The 23,447-nt window shown below is 67.7% G+C and carries 19 protein-coding genes; 9 read left to right on the top strand and 10 right to left on the bottom strand.

Annotation, left to right across the window (positions count from 1 at the left end):
• Window positions 1-7 precede the first annotated feature (7 nt).
• Window positions 8-2,509, bottom strand: coding sequence for a type VI secretion system Vgr family protein (locus J2W23_RS10610; RefSeq protein WP_176659578.1), 2,502 nt, complete (start codon window positions 2,507-2,509; stop codon window positions 8-10).
• A gap of 107 nt (window positions 2,510-2,616) precedes the next feature.
• Window positions 2,617-3,495, bottom strand: coding sequence for a LysR substrate-binding domain-containing protein (locus J2W23_RS10605; protein ID WP_176659577.1), 879 nt, complete (start codon window positions 3,493-3,495; stop codon window positions 2,617-2,619).
• Window positions 3,496-3,601: 106 nt separating this feature from the next.
• Here J2W23_RS10605 and J2W23_RS10600 point away from each other — a divergent pair, with 106 nt between their 5' ends.
• From J2W23_RS10600 to metC, 4 genes are all read left to right on the top strand, one after another.
• Window positions 3,602-4,192 carry a cysteine dioxygenase family protein gene (locus J2W23_RS10600; protein WP_307648675.1) on the top strand — a complete coding sequence of 197 codons (591 nt, stop codon included), beginning with the start codon at window positions 3,602-3,604 and terminating at the stop codon, window positions 4,190-4,192.
• Between the two features lie 94 nt (window positions 4,193-4,286).
• The gene (locus J2W23_RS10595; RefSeq protein WP_307648674.1) at window positions 4,287-5,861 is read left to right on the top strand and encodes a rhodanese-like domain-containing protein; all 1,575 of its coding nucleotides are present in this window, start codon (window positions 4,287-4,289) and stop codon (window positions 5,859-5,861) included.
• A gap of 53 nt (window positions 5,862-5,914) precedes the next feature.
• Window positions 5,915-6,925: a Bug family tripartite tricarboxylate transporter substrate binding protein gene (locus J2W23_RS10590; RefSeq protein WP_307648673.1), complete on the top strand. Its 1,011-nt coding sequence runs from the start codon at window positions 5,915-5,917 to the stop codon at window positions 6,923-6,925.
• 41 nt (window positions 6,926-6,966) lie between these two features.
• Complete coding sequence (gene metC, locus J2W23_RS10585) at window positions 6,967-8,178, top strand: cystathionine beta-lyase (protein WP_307648672.1); 1,212 nt, start codon at window positions 6,967-6,969, stop codon at window positions 8,176-8,178.
• On the opposite strand, the gene J2W23_RS10580 is transcribed toward metC, so the two are convergent.
• Window positions 8,168-9,436, bottom strand: a complete 1,269-nt coding sequence (locus tag J2W23_RS10580) for a hypothetical protein (RefSeq protein WP_307648670.1) — start codon at window positions 9,434-9,436, stop codon at window positions 8,168-8,170. The two genes, metC and J2W23_RS10580, sit on opposite strands and share 11 nt — an antisense overlap.
• Window positions 9,437-9,742: 306 nt before the next feature.
• On the opposite strand from J2W23_RS10580, the gene J2W23_RS10575 reads away from it, so the two are divergent.
• Window positions 9,743-11,398, top strand: a complete 1,656-nt coding sequence (locus J2W23_RS10575; protein WP_307648669.1) for an ankyrin repeat domain-containing protein — start codon at window positions 9,743-9,745, stop codon at window positions 11,396-11,398.
• A 43-nt stretch (window positions 11,399-11,441) separates the two neighbouring features.
• Here the strand turns inward: J2W23_RS10575 and J2W23_RS10570 are convergent, their stop codons facing one another.
• The 5 genes from J2W23_RS10570 to J2W23_RS10550 form a co-directional block, all read right to left on the bottom strand.
• Window positions 11,442-11,861 carry a sel1 repeat family protein gene (locus J2W23_RS10570; RefSeq protein ID WP_176659571.1) on the bottom strand — a complete coding sequence of 140 codons (420 nt, stop codon included), beginning with the start codon at window positions 11,859-11,861 and terminating at the stop codon, window positions 11,442-11,444.
• 121 nt (window positions 11,862-11,982) lie between these two features.
• Window positions 11,983-14,142 (bottom strand): TonB-dependent receptor, encoded by a 2,160-nt coding sequence (locus J2W23_RS10565; protein ID WP_307648668.1) that lies wholly within the window; start codon window positions 14,140-14,142, stop codon window positions 11,983-11,985.
• A gap of 228 nt (window positions 14,143-14,370) precedes the next feature.
• Window positions 14,371-15,636 carry a glutamate carboxypeptidase gene (locus tag J2W23_RS10560; RefSeq protein ID WP_307648667.1) on the bottom strand — a complete coding sequence of 422 codons (1,266 nt, stop codon included), beginning with the start codon at window positions 15,634-15,636 and terminating at the stop codon, window positions 14,371-14,373.
• A 132-nt stretch (window positions 15,637-15,768) separates the two neighbouring features.
• Window positions 15,769-15,975 (bottom strand): YbdD/YjiX family protein, encoded by a 207-nt coding sequence (locus tag J2W23_RS10555; protein WP_176659568.1) that lies wholly within the window; start codon window positions 15,973-15,975, stop codon window positions 15,769-15,771.
• An 8-nt stretch (window positions 15,976-15,983) separates the two neighbouring features.
• Complete coding sequence (locus J2W23_RS10550) at window positions 15,984-18,056, bottom strand: carbon starvation CstA family protein (RefSeq protein WP_307648666.1); 2,073 nt, start codon at window positions 18,054-18,056, stop codon at window positions 15,984-15,986.
• 187 nt (window positions 18,057-18,243) lie between these two features.
• On the opposite strand from J2W23_RS10550, the gene kdsA reads away from it, so the two are divergent.
• The gene (gene kdsA, locus J2W23_RS10545) at window positions 18,244-19,089 is read left to right on the top strand and encodes a 3-deoxy-8-phosphooctulonate synthase (protein WP_176659566.1); all 846 of its coding nucleotides are present in this window, start codon (window positions 18,244-18,246) and stop codon (window positions 19,087-19,089) included.
• A gap of 14 nt (window positions 19,090-19,103) precedes the next feature.
• Here kdsA and J2W23_RS10540 read toward each other — a convergent pair whose 3' ends face one another.
• Window positions 19,104-19,619, bottom strand: coding sequence for a C40 family peptidase (locus J2W23_RS10540; RefSeq protein ID WP_307648665.1), 516 nt, complete (start codon window positions 19,617-19,619; stop codon window positions 19,104-19,106).
• Window positions 19,620-19,790: 171 nt separating this feature from the next.
• Here J2W23_RS10540 and J2W23_RS10535 point away from each other — a divergent pair, with 171 nt between their 5' ends.
• Complete coding sequence (locus tag J2W23_RS10535; RefSeq protein ID WP_176659564.1) at window positions 19,791-20,351, top strand: hypothetical protein; 561 nt, start codon at window positions 19,791-19,793, stop codon at window positions 20,349-20,351.
• Window positions 20,352-20,412: 61 nt separating this feature from the next.
• Window positions 20,413-21,609, top strand: a complete 1,197-nt coding sequence (locus J2W23_RS10530; protein ID WP_307648664.1) for a PrsW family intramembrane metalloprotease — start codon at window positions 20,413-20,415, stop codon at window positions 21,607-21,609.
• Window positions 21,610-21,681: 72 nt separating this feature from the next.
• Here the strand turns inward: J2W23_RS10530 and J2W23_RS10525 are convergent, their stop codons facing one another.
• Window positions 21,682-22,578, bottom strand: a complete 897-nt coding sequence (locus J2W23_RS10525) for an AraC family transcriptional regulator (RefSeq protein WP_307648663.1) — start codon at window positions 22,576-22,578, stop codon at window positions 21,682-21,684.
• Window positions 22,579-22,683: 105 nt separating this feature from the next.
• Between J2W23_RS10525 and J2W23_RS10520 the strand changes: the two genes are divergently transcribed.
• On the top strand, window positions 22,684-23,427 hold the full coding sequence (locus tag J2W23_RS10520) for an SDR family oxidoreductase (RefSeq protein ID WP_307648662.1): 744 nt from the start codon (window positions 22,684-22,686) through the stop codon (window positions 23,425-23,427).
• Window positions 23,428-23,447 lie beyond the last annotated feature (20 nt).

Raw genomic sequence — 23,447 nt, 5'->3', positions numbered from 1 at the left:
GCAACGCTCAGAGTGAGAAAGGGAAAGCCGCACCCTCGCGCGAAGCAAGGGTCAACTCGGGGCGCGGAAAGGCGACCACCTCGACCGGCCGGTTCATCGGCCCGACCAGCGCATGGCTGGCCGCATGCTCGACCCACCGCCCCTGTGTGCCGTGCTCGATGCCCTGCGCGTTCCATCGGCTGAAGCTGCCCCCGCCATTGATCAGCACTTCTTCTTTCGCCGTGATCGTGATGCGATTGGCGGCATGGGTGATATCGAGTTTGGCCAGCAGATGGATGCTCTGCTGCAGCGCCTTGAATTCGATGTTCGCGCCGGCCGCCACCAGCCGGATGCCGGCCTTGTACGAGAACATGCGGATGGCCTGCTTCACGCTGACGAGGAAGCTCTTGCCCGCGCTCACGCTGGTGTGGCCGCCGCTCGTCAGCGCGTGATGCACGCCGCTGGCCATGTGCGTGGACTGCGCCGTCGTGCTCTCGATGCCTGCCGGGCTGGCCAGCACGAGGTGCGGCTCGGCCAGTTCGGGGAAGCCGCCCTCGGCCCCGCGCCCGCCCGCCCCCTTGATCGCATCGTTCTGCGCCTTCAACACTCGCGTCACTGCATCCTGGTCACCCGTCGCGTGGGCTTCGGCCTGCTGGGCCGCGACTGACAGCTTCTCGTGCTGCTCGTGGCTTCCGGTGAGGCGCGTCAGTGTCTCGCCCATGGACTTGATGTGACCGTGCGCATGGGCGCGCGTCTCGGTCGTGATCAACAAACCTTCCGCGGCTCTTACAGCGCCATGCCCGTCGGTGCGCAGTTCGAACCCCTCGCCGCGCGGATCCTTGCGCCCCGCGTTGTCCTCGATGCGCGTGATGTGCCCCAGGCTGAGCTGGCTGTGCTGGTGGTCGGACTTGAGCTGCGCCTGGATCTTCGCGTCGGTGTCGTCCAGGACGAGGTGATTGCTGCGGCCCGCGGCGCTGTTGCCGCCTTCCTTCGTCAGTTCCCTCGACCTGAACCCCGAGAGCGCCGCCTGGCCGGGCAGCGTCCACGGCGGCAGGTTCGACTGGTTGTGCACGCGCCCCGTGCACACCGGAAGGTCCGGATCGCCGCCGATGAAATCGACGATGACCTCCTGCCCGATGCGCGGAACGTGCACGCCGCCCAACTGGTTGCCGGCCCACGGCGAACTCACGCGAATCCAGCAGGTGCTGTGCTGGTTCTTCTGGCCTAGCCGGTCCCAGGGAAACTGAACCTTGATGCGGCCGAGGTCGTCGGTCCAGAGGTTCTGGCCTTCGGGCCCCACGACAACGGCAACCTGGGGGCCGTGCGTGAAGGGCTTTGAACGCGCGAGCACGGGACGAAGCACTTCGGCAACGGGGTGCGCCGTCAGATCGACACCGATGCGCCACTGCTGCTTTCTGTTTGCTGCCGCCTCCTTGACCTGGCTGTCCTGCGCGACGTCCTCGATGAGGAAGCGCGTTTCCAGGATGAGGTACTCGGCATTGGCGCGCTCGCTGGGGTGCGCCCTGAGCTTGAACGTGCGTCCCGCCGCCATGCCGCGCAGATTGCCGCTGGCCTGCATCCGCGCCCCGTGCGTGCGCAAGGCCTGCATGCGCAGCAAGGCGAGCTGGTGCCCGTCGCCCTGCGGATCGTTGACTGCCTCCGCGCCCGCCCGGGGTTGCGCAGGGTGGCTGCCGGCGCGCGGGTGATGCCATTGGTAGACCTCCTGGTCGGCTTGCCCGGTCGGACGCGGCGCCTTGCGGCTCGCGCCCAGGTCGGCGCGGGGCCGGGTGTAGTCGTAGTCGCGGGTCGCATAGCGGCCGCTGGTGAGCTGGTGGCGGGGAACCACGCTGTGAAGGTATTCGGCATCGGGCTTCCAGCCCGGCGGGTGGTAGTCGATCTGCCGATACGCCACGTTCTCGCTGGTGCGGTAGGCGCCCATTTCGTCGCAGAGAACGAGGCGGTGCTTTCCTTCGGCGTGCTCGAAGTGATAGCTGATGCCCCACTCCTCGCAGAGACGGCAGAAGAAATCGAAGTCGCTTTCGTTGTACTGCGTCTGGTAGTCGCGGACCGGGTACCTCTCCATCAGGCGCTTGTCGAGCGGGAAAGCGTAGTCGGCCAGCAGCGCATCGAGGATCTGCACCACGCTCAGGTTCTGAAAGATCCTGCAGTCGACCGACAAGGCGGCCAGGTGCAGCCACGGCCGCAAGGTAAGCCTGTATTGCACATGCCGCCCTTCCTCGCCCCAGAAAGCCGCCTCGGTGATGAGCGCGTTGATCTCGCGCGGCGCGCCTTCATCGAGTTCGATGAGGCAGCTGATTTCGCGTCCGATGAAGTCGTCGAGGTTGAAGTCCGCCGCGCCGCTGGCGCCGAGGTTCAGGCTGTCGGGCGTCTTGAGCAGCAGTTCGTATTCGAACAGTTCGTTGACGCCCTCCCGGCCCGACAGGCGCACGGGCTCCAGCGCCGGGCGGCCGAGAAAAACGGGAATGGCGGGACTTTGGATCTGAAGCGTGCGTGAAGAAGAGGAAGGCATCGCCGCAGTGTTCCGGCTGGGCCGGGATAACACTGAGAACAATGGTCACGCATGCGAGGCCACGGCCAGAAAACCGCGGATCGCAGGAGATATGTCATGCCTCGCCGTCAGGCCGGCATGTCCGTCCGCGGCAACCGCAGGTGCTTCTTCAGCGTCTCGAACACCTGCCGCGTGACCGGGTTCACCACATGGCTTCGCACATACAGGTAGTACGCGAGGTCGGGCAGCCGCGGCATGCCGTCGCCCGCGCCCAGCACGCGCAATCCCGCGTCGAGTTGCTCGACGCCCCGCGCCGTCACGCCCAGCCCCGCCCTGAGCGCCGCCTTGATGCCGATCAGGCTCGACGAGGTGTACCGCGGCGTCCACGCCACGCCCGCCGCATCCAGCGCCTCGTGCCCGATGCGCCGGAAGATGCTCGGCCCGTCCGCCATGATCAGCGGCACCGGCTTCGTCGGGTCGTGCACATAGCCCGCCGCGCACAGCCACACGGTGGGCGAGTTGCGCAGCACCACACCCTCGAACTGCGACTGCGGATCGGCGCGGTTGGAGATGATCATGTCGACCTCGCCGCTCTTGAGCGATGTCATCAGGTAGGGGCTGCGGCCGATGTGGATGTCCAGCTGCAGCAGCGGCGACGTGCGCGCCACCTCGGTCAGCAGCAGCGGCAGCATGGTCTCGGCCACGTCGTGCGGCGCGCCGATGCGCAGGTTGCCTTCGAGCTGGCCCTGCCGCAGGCTTCGGAGCGCCTCGTCGTTGAGCGCGAGCATGTGGTGCGCATAGCTGAGCAGCCGTTCGCCGTGCTCGGTCAGCCGCTTCTGGCGGCCCTGCTTGATGAACAGCGGATGCCCGATCTGCTCTTCCAGCCGCTGCATCTGCTGCGTGATGGCCGACTGCGTGCGCCCCAGGTGAACGGCCGCAGCCGCAAAGCTGTGGTGGCTGACAACGGCCGCAAACGAGCGCAGCAGTTCGAGATCGAGCGTGGGCATACATTAATTTTATTGATGTGTTTCTTCTGCCGCTTGGATTGTTGCGTCACGCCGCCGTCACTACAGTGAATGCACACCAAACAGGCAACCCCACTGGAGAAACCGCATGAGCACCCCATCCGAGCAACGCCGCCAGGCGGTCGAGGCATCGATCGCCGAAATGAAGAAAGCCATCGGCGGCGCTGAACCAACCCGCGCCAAGCTCGATGCGGTGCTCGATTCGCTGCAAGGCCTGGCCGCCCACACCGAGTACTGGGGCGCCAGCGACTTTCCGCCGCCCGAAGCCGGCGAGCACCAGGCCCGCTACCTGATCGCCGAAGACCCGGACCAGAGCTACGCGCTCTACCTGAACGTGATGCGCCCGGGCAAGAAGATCGTGCCGCACAACCACACGACCTGGGCCTGCATCGCCGCCGTCGAAGGCACCGAGCACAACCGCGTGTACGCGCGCACCGACGACGGTTCCGTGCCGGGCGTCGGCAAGCTCGAGGAGACGGCGCTGGTCGTCGTCGCGCCGGGCAAGGGCATCGCGCTGATGCCTGAAGACATCCACTCGGTCGAGATCCAGGGCGAGCAGGTCATTCGCCACCTGCACATGTACGGCCGCGCGCTCGAAACGCTGAACCAGCGCACCGCGTACGACCTTGCCGCCGGCACGTACCAGACGATGGGCATCGGCGTACAGACGCGCCGCTAGGCCGCCCTCCTTCCACTTTTCTTGCTTCCTTCATGCGGGTCGCGCTGGCGCGACCTCGCAGGACCTCGTTCGTCCCAACGACTTGCTTGCCTCCATGACTTCCTACATCGACCCGAAGACCCTCAAATCCTGGCTGCACGACGGCGGCGAGATCGCGCTGCTCGACGTGCGCGAGCACGGCCAGTACGGCGAGGCGCATCTGTTCTACGGCATCCCGCTGCCCTTCAGCCGGCTCGAGATCGATGCGCCGCGCCTGGTGCCACGCCGCAGCGTGCGCGTGGTTGCGTACGACGACGGCGAATCCGCCGTGGCCCTGCGCTCGGCCGAGCGGCTGGCCGCGCTGGGCTACACCGACGTGCATGTGCTGCAAGGCGGCGCCCCCGCATGGAAGGCCGCGGGCTACGTGCTCTTCGCGGGCGTCAACCTGCCCTCGAAGACCTTCGGCGAGCTGGCCGAGGAGGTCTATCACACGCCCCGCGTCAGCGCCAACGAACTGGCCGGCATGCTCGCGCGCAAGAACAAGGTCGTGGTGCTCGACGGCCGCCCCGTCAGCGAGTTCCACAAGATGAACATCCCCGGCGCCACCTGCTGCCCCAACGGCGAACTGGCCTACCGCGTGCGGCAGCTCGTGCCCGACACCACCACGCCCATCGTCATCAACTGCGCCGGCCGCACGCGCAGCATCATCGGTGCGCAGACGCTCATCAACCTCGGGCTGCCCAACCCGGTCTATGCGCTGGAGAACGGCACGCAGGGCTGGTACCTGAACGATCACACGCTCGAACACGGCGGCACGCAACGCTACGCGGCCGACAGCGGCAGCACCGACCTGCGGCCTGCGGCAAAAGCGCTCGCCGAACGCTTCGACGTGCCCACGGTGTCCGCGAAGACCGTGCAGCAATGGGCGGCAGAAACGGATCGCACCCTGTTCCTGTGCGACGTGCGCACGCCCGAGGAGTTCGCGGCCGGCAGCCTGCCCGGCGCGCAGCACACGCCCGGCGGCCAGCTGATGCAGGCAGGCGACCAGTACTTCGGCGTGCGCGGCGCGCGGCTCGTGCTGCTGGACAACGACGGCGTGCGCGCGCCGACGGTCGCGAGCTGGCTGCGGCAGATGGGGCACGACGCGAACGTGCTCGAAGGCGGACTTGCGAGCGGGCTGTCGCTCGCCCCCACTGACACGCCGACCGCCCCCGCGTTGAAGACCATCGATGCCCAAACGCTGTCCGCGCGGCTCGCGCAAAGCGACGTTGCGTTGATCGACCTGCGCGGCAGCATGCAATTTCGCGCCGGCCACATCCCGCGAGCCCGCTGGTCCATCCGCCCGCGCCTCGCCGCGGACACGAGGGGCGAGACGCGACAGATCGTGCTCGTCGCCGACGACGCTGTGCTCGCCGCATGGGCCGCCGCGTCCGAGCTCGCCGATCACGCCCCGCTGCTGCTCGAAGGCGGCATGGCCGCATGGCGCACCGCCGGCCTGCCCGTCGAAGCCACGCCCGCATTGCCCGCCGATGCCGACTGCATCGACTACCTCTTCTTCGTGCACGACCGGCACGACGGCAACAAGGAAGCCGCGCGCCGCTACCTGGCGTGGGAGACCGGCCTCGTTGCACAGCTCGATGCACAGGAGCGCGCCGCGTTCCGGCTGCCTTCCGCCGCCTCGCACACCTAGCCACCGCCTTCTTTTCGCTCGTCGTTGTCCGTTCCTATTTCAGGAGTTCTGCCATGTCGTCTGCTCTTCGCGTCTCACGTTTTGCCCGCCTTGCCGTCGCCGCCACATGGCTCGCCGCGCTGGCCCTGCAGCCCGCATCGGCCGACCCGCTGCCCGCGCGCAACGGCTTTCCCTCGCAGACGGTGAAGTTCATCTCGCCCTTCCCGCCCGGCGGCGGCAACGATGCGACCGCGCGCCTGGTCACCACGCGCCTGCCTGAAATCATGGGACAGGCCGCGGTGGTCGACAACCGCGGCGGCGCGGGCGGCAACATCGGCGCCAAGACGGTGGCCGATTCCAGGCCCGACGGCTACACCGTGCTCACCTCGCAGGTGTCGATCATGGCGGTGAACCCCACGCTCTACGCCTCGGCCGGGTTCGACCCGGTGAAGAACTTCATCCCGATCACGCAGATCAACGCCGCGCCGCTCGCGCTCGTGGTCGATGCCAACTCGGCGCTCAAGAGCTTTGCCGACCTCGCCACCAAGGCCAAGGCCACGCCCGGCAAGGTGACCTATGCAACGCCGGGCAACGGCACGCTCTCGCACCTCGTGGGCGTGGTACTCGCCAAGGACAACGGCATCGACATGACCCACGTGCCCTACAAGGGCGCCGGCCCCGCGCTGACCGACCTGCTCGGCGGACAGGTCGACGTGCTCGTGACTTCCACCGCCTCGGTCGCGGGCCTCGTGCAGAACGGCAAGCTGCGCGTGCTCGCGGTGACCAGTCCGCGCCGCATCGGCGTGTTCGCCAAGGTCCCCACGCTCGAAGAGCTGGGCTATGCCGGTGCGCGCTTCGAGGACTGGTACGGCTTCTTCGCGCCGGCCGGCACGCCGCCCGAGCGCGTGGCCTACCTGAACGAAGCCATCGTGCGCACGCTGCGCCTGCCCGAGGTGACCAAGCTCGTGAACGACGGCGGCAGCGAAGTGGTGGCCAACTCGTCGGAAGCCTTCGCCGCACAGTTGAAGCAAGACATCGACCGGTGGTCGCGCATCGTCAAGCTCTCCGGCGCGAAGGCGGATTGACGCACCATAGAGGCTTGGCCCACGCTCGACAGAACACCACCATGTCCGACTTGCAGAAAGAAGACCCCGCGGTACAGGCGCTCGATACCCGGCTCACGCGCACCGGAAAATCCCCGTCCTATTTCGGCGGCACGCCCGTCAACGCGCCGCTGGTGCGCGCCAGCACCGTGCTGTTCGACAGCGTGGCCGCGATGCGTGACACCCGTGCTCGCCGCGGTGACGAGCGCGCCTTCAGCTACGGCGCACGCGGCACGCCCACCACCTTCGCGCTCGAAGATGCGGTGAGCGAACTCGAAGGCGCGTATCGCACGCGGCTCTTTCCGACCGGCCTCGCGGCCATCGGCATGGTGCTGCTGTCGTATCTGAAGCCCGGCGATCACGTGCTCATGTCCGACAGCGTGTACGAGCCGACGCGCAACCTGGTGCATTCGTTCCTTGAACCGTACGGCATCCGCAGCAGCTTCTTCGCGGCGGATGGCAGCGGCATCGAGGACCTGTTCGAGCCCACCACGCGCCTCGTGTACGCCGAGTGCCCCGGTTCGCTGGTCTACGAGATGTGCGACCTGCCCAAGCTCGCCGCGCTCGCGCATGCGCGCGGCGCGTTGCTCGCGGCCGACAACACCTGGGGGTCGGGCGTGCAGTACCGGCCTCTCGCGCTCGGCGCGGACATCTCCACGATGGCCGCCACCAAGTACCTCTCGGGCCACTCGGACGTGATGATGGGCACCGTCGCCACCACGCGCGAAGCCTGGCAGCCGCTCAACGAGCGCTGCGACGCCTTCGGCATGACCGTGAGCCCCGACGACGCCTGGCTGGTGCTGCGCGGCATGCGCACGCTTTCGGCACGGCTGCAGATGCACGAGCGGCATGCGCTCGAAGTGGCGCACTGGCTCGAGGCCCGACCCGAGGTGGCGACGGTGTTCTGCCCCGCGTTGCCGCAGCATCCGGGCCATGACATCTGGCAGCGCGATTGCCGCGGCACCAACGGGCTGATCTCTTTCGAGTTCAAGACGGGCACCGAGAACGTGGCCGTCGAGCGCTTCGTCGATGCGCTGTCGCTGTTCGGGCGCGGCTCGTCGTGGGGCGGCTACGAAAGCCTCGTGGCCTGGACCAACATGCGCGCGGCGCGCAGCGTGACCGACTGGAACACGCGCGGCGCGGTCGTACGGCTGCACATCGGCCTGGAGGCACCGGCCGACCTGATGGCCGACCTGGCGCAAGCGTTCACCGCTGCCAACCTGGCTAAGGCGTGACGACCAGCGTTCCCTGGTGATAGACCGGCGTGGTAGCGCCGTTGGCCGTGTAATCGAACTTGATGCGGAACGCATAGCTCCCGGCGGGCAGGCAATCGTTGATCGACAGGCCCGTGCTCGGATCGGATTGCGCGGTGCGCACGCAGGCCGAGTGGCCCAGGCTGATGAAGAAGAGGTTCGGGTCGGGGCGGTAGTCGCGCACGCTCGCCTCAATGAAGCGGCCACGCTTTTCCACCGGGATCGCCGCCTGCTGTTCCGGCGTGTAGAGGATTTCCTCAGCCGGAAACTGCGCAAGCGCCAGCGTCCCCTGCGATTGCGTCACTGTAATGCCGTCGGTCTGGTAGTAGACGGCGTTCGCAAGGCTCGAGGTCATCGTCAGCGGCGACGGCGCGAAGACGTAGGGCACGTTGGCGTTCTTCGCCACGTCCAGCTTCACGGTGAGTCGCTTCGGCGGCACGTAGCCGACATTGGACCGCGTCTCGAATGTGTATTCGAGCGTGTACTGCCCCGTCAGCGTGGCAGCCGGTATCTCGAGATTGAGGGTGCCTTTTCCGTCGCCGTCGTTCACCAATGACGACTTCACGTTCAGCGGCGAGTACCCGGCACGCACTTCCGACGATGACATGGGCGTGCCCTCGGCCGGGTTGATCTTCAGCGCGATCTTCTGGACGTCGGGGCTGAACGGCGTGCTCACCGCGATCGAATCGCTGCCGTTGGCGTCGAAGGTCGTGTTGCGCTTGACGACCACGTCGTACGGAATCTTGAACGGCACGTTGCCCAGCCGCACCGAGCAGATGCTGTCGAGGCAGGCATAGACGTTGATGTTGCCGCGGTAGACGCCGGCCTTCTTCGGATTGGGCTGCACCAGCACGCTCACACCGCCCTGACCGTTGCTGCTGAAGGGAATGCTCTGGGTGTTCGGCTTGAAGAGACTGTCGGGGTCTTCCAGGATCACGTAGAGCGTCTTGCCCGTGACGACGCTGAGGTCACCCGTCGCCATGCCGGTGAGCATGTTGACGTCGATGCTGCCGCCTTCGTAGAACTCCGCCTTGATGCTGGCAGGCGTGACGCTGGAGATGGAGAGGTTGACGGTGGTAAAGGTCGGGCTGATCGGAAGCCCCGATCCCGTGGGCTGGGCGGGCGGCGCAGCGCCGAGCGGGAAGCCGCCCCCGCCGCCGCCACCTCCTCCACCGCCGCAGGCGGTCAATCCAATGGCCACGGCGATTGCGCCGACGAAGCGCAGCAAACTGCCTCCCATGTTGTTTTCCTTTGATGTGTTGTGTGTGACAGGTGAGACGGCAGCGGACAGAGAGCTGTCACGCGCCGCGCGGGAAGATACCTGCGCCCTCGCGCACCGACAACTAGGTAGTTTGGGCAGTGGCGTTGACCCGCGTCGAGGTCTTGCCCTACCATTCCGGCCGCGGTGCAAGCCGCACCCGGGCCCGCGGGAAGGGTTGAACCCACTTGCTTTCGCATGTTGCCGCGCGCTCGCGCGGCGCCATCCACCAGCTCCTTTGTGCAGCCGGATTTGCGGGTCGTCGGCGCTTCATGCACGGAGGTTCATGTGAAACGCATTCCCGCCAGGCCCGATCTCGGGCATCTCAAGAAGCAAGCCAAAGAGTTGCTTGCCGGCTACCGAAGCGGCGACACAGCCGCCTTCTCCCGATTCCGCGAATCCCTCCCCCTTGCCGCCGGCAAGGACGATGCGGCCATTGCCGCGCTCGGCCTGCGCCTGCACGATGCGCAGTCGTGCCTCGCGCGCGAGTACGGCTTTGTGTCGTGGGTCGATCTGCAGGGCTTCGTGCTCGCCCGCATCGCGCAGGCGAACGACCCGGCGCGCGCGGTGCTGCTCTGGCTGCGCGCCGCGTATGCGGGCGAGATCTCGGGTGGCAACAACCTCGCAAGGCCCACGGTGGCTGCGCGCCTGCTCGAGGAAAGCCCGGGCCTCCTGGGCGACGACCCCTACCTCGCCTGTGCCATCGGCGATGCCGATGTGCTGCGCCGAGCGATCGCGCGCGATCCGGAGTGGGTCCGGCGCGCGGGCGGCCCGCTGCTGCTGCCGCCGCTCAATGCCGTCGCGTACTCCAGCCTCGTGCAACTGCCGGCCTTTCGCGAGCGCCTGCGCGCATGCGCCAAGCTGCTGCTCGATGCCGGCGCCGACCCGAACCAGACCATCGGCAGCCGTTGGCCGCCTGCATCGCTCGCTGCGCCGTCCGACACAGACCGCCTGTCCGCGCTGTACGGTGCAGCCGGGCAGAACCGCGACGTAGAGATCACGCGGCTGCTGCTGGACGCCGGCGCAGACCCGAACGACGGCGAATCGCTCTACCACTCGCTCGAAGAACCCGCCTGCACGCGCCTGCTGCTGAAGGCCGGCGCGCGCGTCGGCGGCACGAACGCGCTCTACCGCGTACTCGATCTCGACCGACTCGAATCGCTGCAACTGCTGCTCGCCCATGGGGGCGATCCGAACGAAGCCGCACCCGGCGTGCCGACGAGCGATTGGGGACGGCCGCTGCTGTGGGCCATTCGGCGGCGGCGCTCGGCCGCCCATATCGAGGCGCTGCTGGACGCAGGCGCCGATGCCTCCGTGCGCACACCCGAGGGCATCGACGCCCATACGCTCGCGCTGCGCTTCGGGCTGACGGACGTGGCCCGGTTGCTCGCGCAGCGGACCGGCGGCGATGCGCAGTTGCCGCCCGAGGAGCAGTTCGTCGCCGCATGCGCGCGCGGCGACGGGGCCACCGCGCGGCGCGTTCAGGCGGAGCATCCGCAGGTGCTTTCCGCGCTGTCGCCCACGCAACTGCGCCTGCTGCCCGAACTCGCCGCGCAACCGGGTTGCGGCGACGCCGTGCAACTCATGGTCGAGCTCGGCTGGCCGATCACCACGACCGGCGGCGACTGGGATGGCTCGGCGCTGAACCACGCCGTGTTCCGTGGCGACGCGGCGCTCACCCGCTTCCTGCTCGCGCACGGCGCCACCTGGACCGAGCGGCACGGCTTCGGCGACAACGTGCGTGGCTCGCTGTCGTGGGCCTCGCTCAACCGGCCCACCGACGATGGCGACTGGGTCGGCTGCGCGGAGGCGCTGCTCGCCCACGGCATGCCCATGGTGCAGCCCGACCCGGGCGGCTCGGACGGCGTGCTCGTCGATGGCCAGCTCGCGTGGTTCTCCGACGAGGTGACCGACTACCTGCTCGGCGCGTCCAGGGCGCCGTGAAGCGCAACGAGCGGGCCGCACGTGCCCGCTTGCTTCACGTCAATCAATCGCAAGCGCTCGCGCCCGCCGGCGAATTGCGCAGCCGGTTGAGAAACGTCAGTTGCACCTTCGCCGTTTCGCTCCCCTGCATCGCCGCCTGGCGCATCCACTGGCGCGCCTCGCAGCGATCGGCCCGCACCGACATGCCGTAGAGCACCGGTCCTGTGAGCAGCACCATGCCGAGCATTTCCTGCGCTTCGGCATCGCCCTGCGTGGCGGCTTCCCTCAGTTGCTGGAGCATCGTGCGGTAGTCGCGGGCGGTCTGGGCTTCGAGCGCGAGCTGGAAGCGCTGCGCCGCATGCAGCTCGAGGCTGCGATCCGACGGTCCCGCCGCGGCGAACGCCGCCACGAGGCAGAGCACGCCCGCAAGAAAGATGCGCCAGCGCAGCGACCAGCTTGCGATCTGGTTGAGTTCGGATGCCATCGATGTTCTCCACATGTCATTGATGTGGTGCCATCGTGGCCTCGCGCGCGCCAAAAGAAAAACTGGAATTCACGCAGGGCGCCTCAGGCGGCGCCTGAGGCTCGTGCCCCTCGTTGCGCGCTCAGAACTTCGCGGTCAGCGCCACCTGCAGTTCGCGGCCCGGCCCCGGCATGATCAGGTTGTCCACGGCGCCGTGCGCCGAGACGTAGTACTTCCTGCCGGTGATGTTCTTCAGGTTCACCGAGAGTTCGTAGCGTTCGGTCCGGTAGCTGGCCGCAAGGTCGCCGGTGACGTAGGAAGGCAGCGTCACCAGGTTGGTCAGCGAGGCGTAGCGCGCAGCCACGTAGTTCACACCGCCGCCCGCGCTCAGGCCGTTGCCCAGGTCCTTCATGAGCCACACGAAGGCCGAGTGCCGCGGCGTGAGTGCCGCCACCTTGCCCTGCACCGGCATCGCTGCCCCCACGGGCAACTGCAGCGAGCTCACAGTGGCCAGCGACTTGGTCATGCGGCCGTCCAGGTACGCATAGCCCGCGCTGATGTCCCAGCGCCCGGGCAGCTTGCCGGCCAAGGCGAGTTCCAACCCGTTGGTGCGCTGCGTGCCCACGTTGATCTGCCGTGCCGGATTGGCCGGGTCGGTGTTCTTCATGCCCGAGCGCTCGAGGTTGAAGAGCGCCGTCGTGAGGTTGAGCGCGCCGTCCAGGAAATCGAACTTGGCGCCGATCTCCTTGTTCACCGTGATCTCGGGTTCGTTGGCCGCGTTGTTGGCCGACAGCGCGAAAGTCTCGGCCGACGGCTGGAACGAACGGCTGTACGACACGTAGTACGACTGCGCCTCGGTCGGCTGCCAGACCAGGCCCGCGCGCGGGCTGAACTTGCGGTCGGTGCGCGAGATCGGCGCGAGCGAGCGCTCGAACGAGGTCTCCTGGTCGAACACGTCGTAGCGCCCGCCGACCAGCGCCTTCCATTGCGGCGCCAGCGTGATCTGGTTCTGCGCGTACAACGCCGCCGTCTTGAAGGTGGAATTGCTCGGGATCGCGCTGCTGGCCTGGTAGCTCGCGAACGGAATGGGCGCCGGCGCGGCCACCGGATTCAGGATGCTCACGCGCTCGTAGCCCGTGGCCGACGACACCGAGTACAGGCGCTTGTCCTGCTTGCCGAATTCGGCGCCGACCAGCCACTCCTGCTTGAAGCCGCCGAGGTCGTTGCGCCAGGTCAGGTCGGTCTGGTTGAACCAGCCGCTCTCGTCGCGGTCGACAAAGCCGCGCGTGCGGCCCACGGTCATGCGCACCGGGTCGGTGGTGCCGCTGGGCAGGGTGTTGAAGCGGTCGAGCTTGTAGCTGTAGTAGCGGGTGATGTTGCGCAGGCTCAGCGCTTCGCTGAAGCGGTGGTTCAGCGTGGCGGTGAAGGACTGCACCCGCGTCGTGGTCGTGTCGTCGCGCTTGGCGAAGGCGGAGCCGTAGTAGGTGCCGATGGGCACGTTCACCGGCCGGCCGTTGAGCGCCGGAATGCCGAAGTCGGTCAGCCGCTGGTCGTAGGCGTTGGTGTACTGCAGCAAGAGGTCGGTCTGCGGGCTGAACTTCATTGCGAGCGAGGGCGCGATGTTGTAGCGGTCGATGAACTGCTGGTCGCGGTAGCTGCCCGATTTCTCGCGCGCGACGTTGAGGCGGAACGCCATGTTCTCGCCGATGGGCCGGTTGATGTCGGCGGTGAGCCGCTTGAAATCGTTGCTGCCCAGGCCGAGCGAAACCTCGCCGAAGGGACGCTCGAAGATCGGCTTCTTCGTCACGCGGTTGACCAGCCCGCCCGACGAGCCCCGGCCGTACAGCACGGCGGCCGGGCCCTTGAGCACTTCGATGCGCTCGGTGTCCGACAGGTCGCGAAAGTACAGCGCGTCGTCACGCACACCGTCCACGAACCAGTCGGCGATGGCGGTGAAGCCGCGGATCACCACCTGGTCGCGCTGGCCGTCGCCGGCGTTGAAGGACACGCCGGGCACGTTGCGCAGCGCGTCCTGCATCGAGGTCGCGCCCTGGTCGCGCAGGAGCTGCGCGGGCAGCACGTTCACCGCCTGCGGAATGTCGCGCAATGGCGCGGAGCCCTTGGTGGCGGTGCTGCTGGCGGAGGGCGCGTAGCCGGCATCCTGCTCGGCGTTGACGGTCACTTCCTTGAGCGTGCTGGCGGCGTCCTGGGCATGGGCCGTGCAATGAAGAACGGCCAGCGTGGCGACGAACAGGGACGGATGGCGCAGGCGAAAACGCGGCGCGCGCGAACGAACGGACATGGTTGAAATTCCCTCAGGGCGATCTTTTTTGAAAGCGCGAAGCGCCATGCCGTCCCGCCATCCATCGGATGACGAAACGCATGGGCCCTGCCTGGAAAAATCTGGGTTGGGTTCCCTTCCCGATCCGGACCGGCGCAGCGTCCGGGGGATCGGTGAAGGGGGTCGCATCGCGCGACCGGGGGATTGTAAGCAGCCGTACTACACGGTCTGTTGGCGGTCAGCCGGCGATCAGTTCGCGCTCAGGTCCATCAGCATGCGCGACAGCAGGTACACCCGCGGCACCACGCTCTCGACCTCGGCGTACTCCTCCGGCGTGTGGATGCCGCCACCCACGATGCCGAAGCCGTCGAGCACCGGCACGCCCACGCCGGCCACCAGGCTCGCGTCGGCCGCGCCGCCGCTGCTCTCGATGGTGAGCTTCTTGCCGATCTCGGCGTAGATGCCCTCGGCCATCTTCACCAGCTTGTCCGAGGCGGGCGAACGCGGCATCGGCGGCAGGCCGCGCACGAGGCGCACGCGCACTTCGGTGTCGGGGATCAGCTTGTTCTGCGAGATGCGCACCATGTCCTTCTCGACGCGGTCGAACTCGTCCGGCGTAGCGACGCGCACGTCGCCCTTGGCGCTCGCGCTCGCGGGAATCACGTTGGTCGCGCCGTTGGCCGTGAGCACCGTGAAGTTGACCGTGGTCTTCTTCGCCGCGTCCGCCGTCTTGGAGAGCTGCAGCACCTGGTGCGCCAGTTCCATCGCGGCGTTGCGGCCGGTCTCGGGTGCGACGCCCGCGTGCGCGGCCAGGCCCTTCACCTCGACAAGCGCCGTGGCCGAGCCCTTGCGCTCGACCACGAGGCCGTCGGCCGGGCGGCCCGGCTCCAGGTTCAGCGCCACGTCGTGCTGCCTGGCCACGCGCTCGATGAGCGCGGTGGTGCCGACCGAGCCCATCTCCTCGTTCGTGTCGATGAGGAAGGTGATCTGCCCGTAGTCCTTGAAGCCGATCTTCTGCAGCACCTTCAGCGCCTGCAGCCCGGCGACGACGCCGCCCTTGTTGTCCATCACGCCCGGGCCGTAGGCGCGGCCGTCCTTGATGTAGAACGGCTTGGCCGCGGCCGTGCCGTCCTTGAACACGGTGTCGATGTGGGCGAGGATCAGGATCTTCTTCTTGCCCTGCCCCGTCAGCGTGGCGACCACGTTGGAGCCGGGGTGCGGATCGGCCGGGAAGGTCTCGATGCGGGCACCGAGCTGGCGCAGTTCGTCGACGGCGATCTCGCGGACCTTGGCGAGCCCTTCGGTCACCGTCGAGCCCGAGTCGATGTTGACCATGCGCTCCAACAGCTTCAGCGCCTCGTCCTTCTGCTGCGTGGACGCATCCAGCGCACCCTGATGCGGCTTCTGGGCCATGGCATTGCCGGCCAGCAGCGCACAGGCGAGCACCACGCCGTGGCAGGCGATGCGCAGCGGCGCGCGGTTCTTGGTGGGGGATGAGCGCTTGGGAAAAGTCATACGGTCCGTTTCTGTTGTTCGTTCGATGTGCGGCATCAGCCCGGCACGAAAAGAAAAGCCTGCTCCACGCGGGCGGAGCAGGCTATCACCCGCGTTCCGCGCGGGTCAAGCGAACGACGTACCGACGGGGCGCTAGCAGCAACGCCCTTTGCCGGCCCCGTACCGCGCCTCCAGCCGCTCGCGGAAGAAGACCTCGTAGCTCATCGGCGCTTGGTCGGGGTGCGTGGCCGCCATGTGGGTCAGGTAGGCGTCGTAGTCGGGCAGGCCGACCATCAGCCGCAGCGACTGCTTGAGCGAGCGGGCGAAGTAGCGCCCGGCTTCCGGCAAGGCGAGGGCCATGGCCGTACTCAGTGGGCAGCCGCAGCCGACGCGCCAGCCGGTTCGAACGGCGTCTCCTGCGTGGTTGGCCGGTTGGCCGCGCGCGCCGCAAGGCAGGCCTTGATGCTGTAGACCAGCACGCTCAGCACCACGAACATGAAGAGCGCACACAGCGCCGCATCGAGGCGGTCGTTGAAGACGATGCGCGACATCGCCTCGGGCGTCTTCGCCGGCGCCACCAGCACGCCGTTGGCGAGGCCTTCGGTGTACTTGGCCGCATGCGAGAGGAAGCCGATCTTCGGGTCCGCCGAGAAGATCTTCTGCCAGCCTGCCGTGAGCGTGCAGGCCAAGAGCCACGCGGCCGGCGCGATGGCCACCCACGCATAGCGCTCGCGCTTCATGCGGAACAGCACCACCACGCCGAGCAGCAGCGCAACGGCAGCAAGCATCTGGTTGGAGATGCCGAAGAGCGGCCACAGCGTGTTGATGCCGCCCAGCGGATCGACCACGCCCTGGTAGAGGAAGTAGCCCCAGGCCGCCACGCACAGCGCCGTGGCCACGAGGTTCGCCGGCAGCGAATCGGTGCGCTTGAGCGCGGGCACGAAGCTGCCCAGCAGGTCCTGCAACATGAAGCGGCCAGCACGCGTGCCGGCGTCCACCGCCGTGAGGATGAAGAGCGCCTCGAACAGGATCGCGAAGTGGTACCAGAAGGCCATCATGGCCTGCCCGCCGATCACCTGGTGCAGGATGTGCGCCATGCCCACGGCCAGCGTCGGTGCGCCGCCTGCGCGGCCGAGAATGGTGGTTTCGCCCACGTCCTTGGCGGTCTGCAGCAGCATCTCGGGCGTGGTCACGAAGCCCCAGCTCGAGATGGTCTGCGCGGCCTGCTGCGCGGTGCTGCCGACCAGCGCGGCCGGGCTGTTCATCGCAAAGTAGATGCCCGGCTCGATGCACGAGGCCGCCACCAGCGCCATCACCGCGACGAACGATTCGGCCAGCATGCCGCCATAGCCGATGAAGCGCGCATGGCGCTCGTTGTCCAGCATCTTGGGCGTGGTGCCCGAGGAGATCAGCGCATGAAAGCCCGACACCGCCCCGCACGCGATGGTGATGAAGAGGAACGGGAACAGGCTGCCCGACCACACCGGCCCGTTGCCCTGCGCAAACTGCGTGACGGCCGGCATCTGCAGCGTCGGCATCACGAACACGATGCCGATGGCCAGCGCGATGATCGTGCCGATCTTCAGGAAGGTCGAGAGGTAGTCGCGCGGCGCGAGCAGGAGCCACACCGGCAGGCTCGCGGCGATGAAGCCGTAGCCCACGAGCATCCAGGTGAGCGCCTTGCCGTCGAAGGTGAAGAGCGGCGCCCACTCGGCGCTCTGGCTCACGGCCTGGCCGCCGAAGATGGCGAGCATGAGCAGCACGAAGCCGATCAGCGACACCTCGCCGATGCGCCCCGGGCGGATGTAGCGCAGGTACAGGCCCATGAACACCGCCACCGGAATCGTCGCGGCCACCGTGAAGGTGCCCCACGGCGATTCGGCCAGTGCCTTCACCACGATCAGCGCCAGCACCGCGAGGATGATGATCATGATCATGAAGGTGCCGAAGAGCGCGATCATCCCGGGCACCACGCCCATCTCCTGCTTGACGAGATCGCCCAGCGAGCGGCCGTCGCGCCGCGTGGAGATGAAGAGAATGATGAAGTCCTGCACCGCACCCGCGAACACCACGCCCGCCAGCACCCACAGCAGGCCGGGCAGGTAGCCCATCTGCGCCGCGAGCACCGGGCCCACCAGCGGCCCCGCGCCCGCGATGGCCGCGAAGTGGTGGCCGAACAGCACGTTCTTGTCGGTCGGCACGTAGTCCAGGCCGTCGTTGTGGCGGTGCGCGGGCGTCTTGCGGTTGCCGTCCAGGCCCAGCACCTTGTCGGCGATGAAGAGGCTGTAGTAGCGGTAGGCGATCAGGTAGGTGCAGATCGCGGCGGCCACCACCCAGAGGGCGTTGACGCTTTCACCACGGGTCAGGGCCACGGTGCCCAGCGCGAATGCGCCGACGACGGCCACGACCAGCCACACCAGGTGGCGGCGGAGGGTTTGCATGCGGATGTCTCCTCGATATTGGAACCGGGGAGTTTTGCCTTATGGGGGTGCGTTGGCATCCGTCGGACCGCGTGGGCGGGCCGCGTGGCACTGCGTAATGGAAAACCCGAGGGGTGCATGGGCCCAACCGGATCGACCGCACCCCGCGGGGCGCGAGAATGCCGCCACGTATCTGGAGAACTCCCCCATGTCCACCGTCACCATCCACCCCGGGATCAACGTTCGCAACGACGGCGCCTTCGTGCTGTTCGGCGGCGTCAACGTCCTCGAGTCACGCGACCTGGCCTTGCGCACCGCGGCCGAATTCGTGCGCGTTGCCGGCAAGCTGGGCATTCCCTATGTCTTCAAGGGCAGCTTCGACAAGGCCAACCGCTCGTCGATCCATTCGTACCGCGGCCCGGGCCTGGACGAGGGCCTGAAGATCCTGCAGGAGGTCAAGACCGAATTCGGCGTGCCGCTGCTGACTGACGTGCACGAGCCCTGGCAGGCAGCCCCGGTCGCCGAGGTGGTCGATGTGCTGCAGCTGCCCGCCTTCCTGGCGCGGCAGACCGACCTGGTGGTGGCGCTCGCCAAGACCGGGCGCGTCGTCAACATCAAGAAGCCGCAGTTCCTGAGCCCGTCGCAGGTGCTGAACATCGTCGAGAAATTCAAGGAAGCCGGCAACGAACAGATCATCCTGTGCGACCGCGGCACCTGCTTCGGCTACGACAACCTGGTGGTCGACATGCTGGGCTTCGGCGTGATGAAGAAGGTGACGCAAGACCTGCCGGTGATCTTCGACGTGACCCATGCGCTGCAGCAACGCGAGGCCGGCGCCGCCGCTTCCGGCGGCCGGCGCGAACAGCTGGTGGACCTGGCGCGCGCGGGCATGGCCGTCGGCCTGGCCGGTCTTTTTCTCGAAGCCCATCCGGACCCGGCGCAGGCCAGGTGCGACGGCCCGAGCGCGCTGCCGCTGGCGCAGCTGGAGCCGCTGCTGACGCAGCTCAAGGCATTGGACGATCTGGTGAAGTCGTTCCCGGTGTTGAATATCTAGCCAGCTTCAAGGGCTCAGGGCCGTCGCGCCTGCGTCGGCTGGCGCGACCAATAAACGCCATCGAGCCGGTCGAGCCGCACCTCGCCGCCGGTCGATGGTGCGTGTACGAAGCGCCCGTCGCCGACGTAGATGCCCGCGTGCGACGGCGTGGAATTGCCGAACAGCACCAGGTCGCCGGAGCGGATCTCGGACATCGCCACGGGCCGCCCGAACGACGCCATCCGCGCCACCGTGCGGGGCGGCACCTGCCCCAGGCTGCTGCGGTACACATAGCCGATGAGCCCGCTGCAATCGAAGCCGCCCTCGGGCGTGTTGCCGCCGTAGCGGTACGGTGTGCCGACGAGGCCGAGGGCATGGATCGTGATGCTGTTCGACTGCTCGGTCGTGAGCGGCGGGATGCTGGAGACCGGTGGCGGCCGCTGCGGCGTGGGTGGACTCGCGCAACCCGCCATCAAGAGGAAGGCGCCCATCGAAAGCAGTCGGAACATCGGCATGCGGGCGCGTTGCGTTGGCACGGTGGTGTCTGGCATGTGGGAGCGGCAGGTCTTGTGGACGTGGGCCGACTTTAGCGGGCCGGTGGTCCCGCCCCGTCGAGCATCCATTCGCGAAAGACGAGAACACGCATGCCCTCGCGGCTTCGTGCCGGACTCCGGGAGGGGCAGATACCCAGCGGGGCCCGCATCGTATGGCACGATCCACGAATGCCAGAGCCGTCACGCCGCATCCCGTACCGCACCTGGCCAGGTGCCCTCGCGGTGCTCCTGGCCATCGCCGCCTATGTGGGCGGCCTCACTTTCTGGGACAGCCGCACGCCCGGCGCCCGGCCCCTCGACCCAGGGGAGACGGTCTCCGTCGGACATGCCCGGTTCATGCCCGCCAACGGTTGGGAGATGGACGTCTCGCGCTCCAAGGCCGGCAGGTCGCTGATGCTCTTCAAGGGCGGCCACAAGTTCCTCGTGACGACGGGCCCCTGGGTCGGCGGTCCGAACGGCCCCCTGGTGCGCCAGCAACGGCTCATGGAGCGCGGCCAGCACCTGGAGATCGACGGCGACATCTCCGATTTCGTCACTTCCTGGGGCCTGCAGGGCAAGACCTTCGCCTACTACGGCTCGAAGCTCGCGGGCCGGTTCTGGCAGGTGGTCGACCTGCAGCGAAAGTCGCTCGTGCAGATCGATTTCTACGGTGCCAGCGACGGCCTGAACGAGGCGATGGCAGACGCCCGCAGCATGCTGGAGTCGATGGACCTGGAGGCTTCGCCATGAGCGCCGCGCCGGACTGCCTCAAGCAAGCGCGCACCGCAGTGCGAAGCATGAAGGTATTCCAATGACTTCCGACACGCTCGCAGGACCCGAGCAGGATCGCGGCGAATGGCCGGTGGGCACCGACTCGTTCTTCCAGCCGCATCGCGCGGCCTTCTGGCTGCTCGCGGCGTTGATCGTCAACGGCTTGTTCTACACGATCAACATGTTCTCGATGGGCTTTCGCGTGGTGCCCGTCACCGCGTTGCTGGGCCTTTTGGTGTGGGGCATCTACACGCTGGTGTTCCTGCTCGTCTTTCGCACGCTGGACCTGCTCGAGCAGCATCCGCCCGAAGCCTTCGTGCTGGCCTTCGCTTGGGGCGGCCTCGGTGCGGTGTACTTCGCGGCACCGGCGAACATCGCGATCCAGAGCCTGTGCGCCAAGCTGGTGTCGCCGGACTTCGTGGCCGTGTGGGGGCCGGCCATCGCGGGCCCGATCACCGAGGAGTTCCTGAAGCTCGCGGGCGTCATCCTGCTGGTGCTGGTCGCGCGCAACCAGTTCCAGACGTACCTCTCGGTGCTGATCGTGGGCGCCATGACGGGGCTGGGCTTCCAGGTGGTCGAGAACCTGAGCTACACCGTCAACGCCTCGATGCACTTTCCGCTCGAGAACCAGGTGTACCCGGTGCTGCTGAACCTGCTCACGCGCGGGATGATGAGCGGCCTCTGGAGCCACGCGGCCTACACGACGATCGCGTCCTTCGGCGTTGCCTGGTTCCTGCTGCATCCGGAGCGATCGAAGGCGACGCGGATTGCCGTGGCCGTGTTGTGCTTCGCGCTCGCGTGGGCCATGCACTTCATCTGGAACTCGCCGTGGCTGGAAGACCTCTTCGACGGCAGCTACCGCGAGATGGCGGTCATGCTCGCCGTGAAAGGCATCCCCGCGATGATCGCGGCGGGGCTCTTCTGGCGCGTTGCCGCACGCGAGAACGGCGCGTACCTCCATGCGCTCGCGGCCTACTTCGTGCCCGAGCGCGAACTGATCCGCGACGACGAATGGATGCGCCTGGGCGCACCGCTGCAGCGCTACAAGGTGCGCCGCGAGATGGGCTGGACTTTCGGCCTGCGGGCAAGGCGGCTGAAGACGCAGCTGCAGCGCGAGCAACTGCGGCTGGTCCGCAAGGCGATGACGTACGGGCGCGGCGCGCAGACGCTGCGGCATGAGGTGACGATCCGGCGCATCCGGGCGGAGCTGGAGCCGTTGGTTCAGGCGCGGCCGTAGGCATGGGCATTCGGGTGTGTTGCGTGGACAGGATGATGCGCGATTTTTGAAGATAGCCGGACAGCGCACCAGTCAATGCTGCCGCGCGTAGCGCCCCGGCGATTGCCCCACATGCCGGCTGAACGCCGTGCTGAACGTGCTGGCCGAACCGTAGCCCACGCGTTCCGCGACCTCCGCGATACCGACATCCTCGCGAGCGAGGAGGTCCTTCGCGACGGCCATGCGCCAGGCCAGCAGGTACTCCATGGGCGGCAGCCCGACCGCGCGCAGGAAGCGCTCGAAGAACGCCGAGCGCGACAGTGCCGCCTTCTTCGCGAGCTCGGCCACCGTCCACGGTTGCGCGGGATCGCCGTGCAGATGCCGTAGCGCAATGGACAAGCGCGGGTCTGCCAATCCGCGCAGCAGCCCCGGTGGCGCGCCCTCGCCGGGCGCCGAGCGCAGTGCCTCGATCAGCAGCAGTTCAACCAAGCGTTGGAGCACGAGATCGCGCCCCGACCTCTCTTCGATCGACTCCTCCCGCACGAGCTGCACCAGCACCGAAAGCCGCCCCACGTCGCGCACATGCAGCAGCGTCGGGAGCAGCGACGCCAGCAGCGAGGCATCCGGCGAGTCGAAGGCGAAATAACCGCCGAGCATTCGCACATCCGGCGGACCGTCTTGCCTGCCGTGGCGGATTTCGTCCGTCGGCGCGGGCGCCAGCCTGGGGTCGACGAAGACAGGCTCCGCTGGTTCGAGACCCGACATCGTGAACCCGGGCGTGGACGGCATCAGCACGAAATCGCCGGCCACGAGGGTGATGGGCTCCTGCCCGTCCACGGCCAGCGTGCATTGGCCCTCGAGCATCGTGCAGAAGCTGGGCTCTCCAAAGGCCGAGTAGCGCACCGCCCACGAGCCCGCACCACCGATCACCTTCGAATACACCGCACGCGGGCGGAGCAGCGAGACGACCTCTGCGAGTGGATCGGCCATTCAGGACTCCTGCAAACAAATGATGGACATTTGATTATAGAAAGTCCTGCACATCGCCGATATCGTGACGCACCTTCAACCCGAACCTCAAAGGAAAGAAACCCAATGAAGACCGTCCTGATCACCGGCTGCTCCTCCGGCTATGGCCTGGAAACCGCGCGCCACTTCCTGGCCCAGGGCTGGCATGTCGTGGCCACCATGCGCACACCGCGCGCCGACCTGCTGCCCCGCTCGGAGCACCTGCGCGTTCTGCCGCTGGACGTGACGAAGCCCGGGAGCATCGCCGCGGCACTCGAAGCCGCCGGCCCCATCGACGTGCTCGTGAACAACGCCGGCCTCGGGCTCTTCGGCGCATTCGAGGCCACGCCGATGGCCACGGTGCGCGAGATCTTCGAGACCAACACCTTCGGCATGATGGCGATGACCCAGGCCGTGCTGCCGCAGTTCCGCCAGCGCCGGTCGGGGCTGGTCATCAACGTGACGTCGACCGTCACGCTGGCCCCCATGCCGCTCGTGGCGGCGTACACCGCGAGCAAGACCGCGATCGAAGGTTTCACCGAATCGCTCGCCTTCGAGCTCGAGCCCTTCGGCGTCCGCGTGAAGCTGGTGGAGCCGGGCTACGGGCCGAGCACGCGCTTCACCGCGAACGGCGCAGAGCGCATGCAGGGCCTGATTCCCGAGGCGTATGCGCCGTTGGCGCAGTCGATCTTCGCGACGCTGGGGAATCCGGCCGCGGTGACCACCGAAGCGGACGTGGCCGAGGCAGTGTGGCGCGCCGCGAACGATGCGGGCGCGACGCTGCACTATCCGGCGGGCGCCGACGCGATCGCGCTGTCTCAGGGACAGTGAAGTGCCGGTCGCGCGAGTGA

The organism is Variovorax boronicumulans (assembly GCF_030812215.1).
GTDB classification, from domain to species: domain Bacteria; phylum Pseudomonadota; class Gammaproteobacteria; order Burkholderiales; family Burkholderiaceae_C; genus Variovorax; species Variovorax boronicumulans_C.
This window is presented reverse-complemented; position numbering and strand designations above follow the sequence as displayed.

What these genes read in the sequence shown, in the direction of transcription:
- J2W23_RS10610 (WP_176659578.1), bottom strand. Translation starts at nt 2,509, where the DNA reads ATGCCTTCCTCTTCTTCACGCACGCTTCAGATCCAAAGTCCCGCCATT.
- J2W23_RS10605 (WP_176659577.1), bottom strand. Translation starts at nt 3,495, where the DNA reads ATGCCCACGCTCGATCTCGAACTGCTGCGCTCGTTTGCGGCCGTTGTC.
- J2W23_RS10600 (WP_307648675.1), top strand. Translation starts at nt 3,602, where the DNA reads ATGAGCACCCCATCCGAGCAACGCCGCCAGGCGGTCGAGGCATCGATC.
- J2W23_RS10595 (WP_307648674.1), top strand. Translation starts at nt 4,287, where the DNA reads ATGACTTCCTACATCGACCCGAAGACCCTCAAATCCTGGCTGCACGAC.
- J2W23_RS10590 (WP_307648673.1), top strand. Translation starts at nt 5,915, where the DNA reads ATGTCGTCTGCTCTTCGCGTCTCACGTTTTGCCCGCCTTGCCGTCGCC.
- metC (WP_307648672.1), top strand. Translation starts at nt 6,967, where the DNA reads ATGTCCGACTTGCAGAAAGAAGACCCCGCGGTACAGGCGCTCGATACC.
- J2W23_RS10580 (WP_307648670.1), bottom strand. Translation starts at nt 9,436, where the DNA reads ATGGGAGGCAGTTTGCTGCGCTTCGTCGGCGCAATCGCCGTGGCCATT.
- J2W23_RS10570 (WP_176659571.1), bottom strand. Translation starts at nt 11,861, where the DNA reads ATGGCATCCGAACTCAACCAGATCGCAAGCTGGTCGCTGCGCTGGCGC.
- J2W23_RS10565 (WP_307648668.1), bottom strand. Translation starts at nt 14,142, where the DNA reads ATGTCCGTTCGTTCGCGCGCGCCGCGTTTTCGCCTGCGCCATCCGTCC.
- J2W23_RS10560 (WP_307648667.1), bottom strand. Translation starts at nt 15,636, where the DNA reads ATGACTTTTCCCAAGCGCTCATCCCCCACCAAGAACCGCGCGCCGCTG.
- J2W23_RS10555 (WP_176659568.1), bottom strand. Translation starts at nt 15,975, where the DNA reads ATGGCCCTCGCCTTGCCGGAAGCCGGGCGCTACTTCGCCCGCTCGCTC.
- J2W23_RS10550 (WP_307648666.1), bottom strand. Translation starts at nt 18,056, where the DNA reads ATGCAAACCCTCCGCCGCCACCTGGTGTGGCTGGTCGTGGCCGTCGTC.
- kdsA (WP_176659566.1), top strand. Translation starts at nt 18,244, where the DNA reads ATGTCCACCGTCACCATCCACCCCGGGATCAACGTTCGCAACGACGGC.
- J2W23_RS10540 (WP_307648665.1), bottom strand. Translation starts at nt 19,619, where the DNA reads ATGCCAGACACCACCGTGCCAACGCAACGCGCCCGCATGCCGATGTTC.
- J2W23_RS10535 (WP_176659564.1), top strand. Translation starts at nt 19,791, where the DNA reads ATGCCAGAGCCGTCACGCCGCATCCCGTACCGCACCTGGCCAGGTGCC.
- J2W23_RS10530 (WP_307648664.1), top strand. Translation starts at nt 20,413, where the DNA reads ATGACTTCCGACACGCTCGCAGGACCCGAGCAGGATCGCGGCGAATGG.
- J2W23_RS10525 (WP_307648663.1), bottom strand. Translation starts at nt 22,578, where the DNA reads ATGGCCGATCCACTCGCAGAGGTCGTCTCGCTGCTCCGCCCGCGTGCG.
- J2W23_RS10520 (WP_307648662.1), top strand. Translation starts at nt 22,684, where the DNA reads ATGAAGACCGTCCTGATCACCGGCTGCTCCTCCGGCTATGGCCTGGAA.